This is a genomic window from Methylobacterium sp. J-088, from assembly GCF_022829295.1.
GTDB lineage: Bacteria > Pseudomonadota > Alphaproteobacteria > Rhizobiales > Beijerinckiaceae > Methylobacterium.
Window position 1 is genome coordinate 1 of sequence record NZ_JAKSYH010000099.1, and the last position, 3,456, is coordinate 3,456.

The following is a 3,456-nucleotide window of genomic DNA, read 5'->3' on the forward strand; positions in this document are numbered from 1 at the left end:
AAAGCGCAGCGACCCTCTGGGCCAATCGATGCCCAAAACGCCTCCCAGCCTTGTGAGTCGTGTACCGTGCGCGCTGCGATCGGGCACGGCTCTCAACCCTTGTTGTGACGCGCTTTCCTCCGCCGAACCGGTGTCCACTTCGGCGGAGAGCGCCCTAGCATCCCCCGGTAGACCGCTTATCTTGATGATCCGCGGTCCGTTAAGGTTAAAAAAGGTTGAAGCCTGCCGCCAGCGTCGATCGGCGCTAGGATTGCAGCGTCGTCGGATAGCACGGGACAGCGGGTCCCGATTCGAGACGGACGGCGCCGTCTGACGGCACGGGAGAGGCAGGATGAACGGCTTCGATGTTACGTTCCGGGACGATCAGGATTGGGTCGATTTCGGCAAGTCCTACGTCAACTCGGACGCCTTCAAGTCTCTGTTCCGTGAGGGCATGAGACTTGTCGAGGAGACGGCCGCCTATCTTGACGGCGAGGGTCGCGACGAATCACGCCTCATCTCGCGCGATGCGACGCTGAGCTACGCGGCGGAAAGCATGCGGCTCACGACGCTGCTGATGCAGGTCGCCTCCTGGCTGCTGGTGCAGCGTGCGGTGGCGGAGGGTGAGATGACGCCGGCCGAGGCGCTTCAGGAGAAGCACCGGGTGAAGCTCGCCAGCAGCGAGCCGCCGAAGCCGCAGGATTTCAACCTGCTACCGGTGCGACTCCAGCAGCTGATCATGCGGGCGCGGCGCCTGCACAGCCGCATCCTGCATCTCGACGTGCTGATCACTGAGGACCGGCCGACGCCCGCCCCGGTGGAGAGCCCGGTCGCTGCCCAGCACGGCCTTCTGCGCATGGCGTTCCGCCTGGGCGAGCGCTGAGGCCCCGGAGGACGGATCGGCTGCGGACGTCGGTCCCGGTTACGTCGCCAGACGGTCCATAACGCGAGGCCAGGAAGGCCTCGGGTCAGCGATCCAACGTACCCCCGTATCCTTCGGTGCCGGACCACAACGGGGGCCCCGAAGGAGATCTCCAGGGATCGCGCTGGCTGGCTGAAGTCCCCCTTCGAGGCGTCTCCACCGCGCCGAGGTGCGCAAGTGCTCGCGTGGTTCAACCGAAACGAAAACGGGCGGCCTCGCGAGGAAACCGCCCGTCCAGAGATTGGCCGCACACGGGGCGCGGCCTTCGCCTCGCTCAGCGCTTGCCGAGGTTGCCGAAGCGCGAGTTGAAGCGCGAAACGCGGCCAGCCCGGTCGAGCATCTTCTGCTCGCCGCCGGTCCACGCCGGATGGGTGAGCGGATCGATGTCGAGGTTGAGGGTGTCGCCCTCTTTGCCGTAGGTCGAACGGGTCCGGTACTCGGTACCGTCCGTCATCACGACCTTGATGAAGTGGTAGTCGGGGTGCTCTGTCCCCTTGGCCTTCGCGGCCGCGTCCTTCGCCATGACCTGTCGTCCCTAATCTGGCACGCCGGCGGGAAGCGCAGGAGGCGCCGCCCGGCCCGGAATGCGGAAGATGACACCGGTTGCACCGAACCGTGGGTTCGTGCAACGGCACGTACAAGCCGACCGTGGTGGCGGCCCGCGGCCATTGAACACACGCAATCGGATGAGCGGCGGCGTATACCGCACGCGCTTCCCGGTCACAAGCGCCGCGGACCGGGAGAGTGAGGGACACGAGAGGCGTAATGGCCCGTAAACCCAAGGTGGCCGTTGAGGGGCGGCCCAAAGCTCCGCTGAGCGCGCTTCGGCCGCTGCTCCCGTTCGCGCTGCGCTACCGCGGCCGGATCATCGGCGGAGTCCTTGCCCTCGCCTGCGCGTCGGCCTCGACGCTGGTGGTCCCCATCGCGATGCGCCGGGTGATCGACCACGGCTTCACGGCCGACGGATCAGGCGTCATCGATGCCTATTTCCTCGCCCTGCTCGGGGTGGTGGCGGCCTTCGCGCTGTCGAGCGCGGCCCGGGTCTACACCGTGGTGACGCTCGGCGAGCGGGTCGTGGCGGATCTGCGGGCGGCCGTGTTCGCCCGGCTCACGATCCTCGATCCCGCCTTCTTCGACCGGGCGCAGTCGGGCGAGATCGTCTCGCGCCTCACCGCGGACGCGACGCAGATCAAATCGGCCTTCGGGGTCTCGGTCTCGATCCTGCTGCGCAACCTGTTCCTGTTCGTGGGCGCGACCGCCATGATGGTGATCACGAGCCCGCGGCTGTCCGTGATGGTGCTGGCGGCGATTCCACTGATCGTCTTTCCGCTGATCCTGTCGGGCCGCGGCGTGCGGCGCCGGTCCAGGGCTGCCCAGGACCGGCTGGCCGAGGCCTCGGCGTATGCCGCCGAGGCGGTCGGGGCCGTGCGAACCATGCAGGCGTTCGGTCGCTCGGGCAGCACGGCCGCCCGGTTCGCCGGGGCGTCCGAGGAGGCCTACGGGGCCGCCCGCGATTCGATCCGGGCGCGGGCGCTGCTGACGGGGATCGCGATCTTCCTGATCTCTGCCTCCGTGGTCGGGGTCATGTGGTACGGCGCGCAAGGCGTGCTCAGCCACACGATGACCGGGGGCGAACTCTCGCAGTTCGTTCTCTACGCGGTGTTCGGCGCCGGGGCGCTCGGCCAGCTCTCCGAGGTCTACGGGGACCTCGCCATGTCGGCGGGCGCCGCCGAGCGGCTGACCGAGATCCTGGCCGCCGAGCCCGCGATCCGCGCGCCTGTGCCGGCCCTCCCGCTGCCGGAGCCCGCGCACGGCGCGGTGACCTTCGAGGCGGTGCGCTTCGCCTATCCCACGCGGCCCGGCCACACCGCGCTGGGCGGCCTGAGCTTCGCAGCGGCCCGCGGCGAGCGGATCGCCATCGTGGGCCCGTCCGGGGCGGGCAAGTCGACGGTGTTTCAGCTGCTGCTGCGCTTCTACGATCCGCAGGACGGCCGCGTTCTGGTCGACGGTGCGAACATCGCGCAGGTCGATCCCGAGCACTTGCGCGCCCGCATCGCCCTGGTGCCGCAGGATCCGGTGGTGTTCTCCGGCACCGTCACCGAGAACATACGCTACGGCCGGCCCGAGGCGAGCGAGGCGGAGGTCCGGCATGCCGCCGAGCTTGCCCACGCGCATGGCTTCGTCACGGCCCTGCCCCAGGGCTACGACACGCAGGTCGGCGAGCGCGGCGTGACGCTCTCGGGCGGCCAGCGGCAACGGATCGCCATCGCAAGGGCGATCCTCAAGGACGCGCCGATCCTGCTCCCCGACGAGGCGACCGCGGCGCTCGACGCCGAATCCGAACGCGCTGTGCACGCTGCCCTCGACACCCTGATGCGGGGGCGCACCACCCTGGTCATCGCCCACCGGCTCGACACGATTCGTGCCGCCGACCGGATCCTGGTCCTCGACGATGGCCGCATCGTCGAGACGGGGACCCACGAGAGCCTGCTGGCGCAGGGCGCGCTCTACGCGCAGCTTGCGAACCTGCAATTCACGGATGCCCTCGACGAGAC

At 69.1% G+C, this 3,456-nt stretch carries 3 protein-coding genes; 2 read left to right on the forward strand and 1 reads right to left on the reverse strand.

From position 1 onward, the window contains the following. Window positions 1-331 precede the first annotated feature (331 nt). A complete protein-coding gene (locus MKK63_RS11180; protein ID WP_244001642.1) occupies window positions 332-862 on the forward strand; it encodes a DUF1465 family protein in 531 nt (176 codons plus the stop codon). A 313-nt stretch (window positions 863-1,175) separates the two neighbouring features. On the opposite strand, the gene rpmE is transcribed toward MKK63_RS11180, so the two are convergent. Next, the gene (gene rpmE / locus MKK63_RS11185) at window positions 1,176-1,424 is read right to left on the reverse strand and encodes a 50S ribosomal protein L31 (protein WP_007565880.1); all 249 of its coding nucleotides are present in this window, start codon (window positions 1,422-1,424) and stop codon (window positions 1,176-1,178) included. A 242-nt stretch (window positions 1,425-1,666) separates the two neighbouring features. Between rpmE and MKK63_RS11190 the strand changes: the two genes are divergently transcribed. Further along, window positions 1,667-3,456, forward strand: a 1,790-nt coding sequence (locus MKK63_RS11190) for an ABC transporter transmembrane domain-containing protein (protein ID WP_244001643.1), incomplete at its 3' end; no start/stop codon positions are given.

Bases quoted from the DNA above. Each gene is read 5' to 3' on its own strand.
- MKK63_RS11180 (WP_244001642.1), top strand. From the start codon at position 332: ATGAACGGCTTCGATGTTACGTTCCGGGACGATCAGGATTGGGTCGAT.
- rpmE (WP_007565880.1), bottom strand. From the start codon at position 1,424: ATGGCGAAGGACGCGGCCGCGAAGGCCAAGGGGACAGAGCACCCCGAC.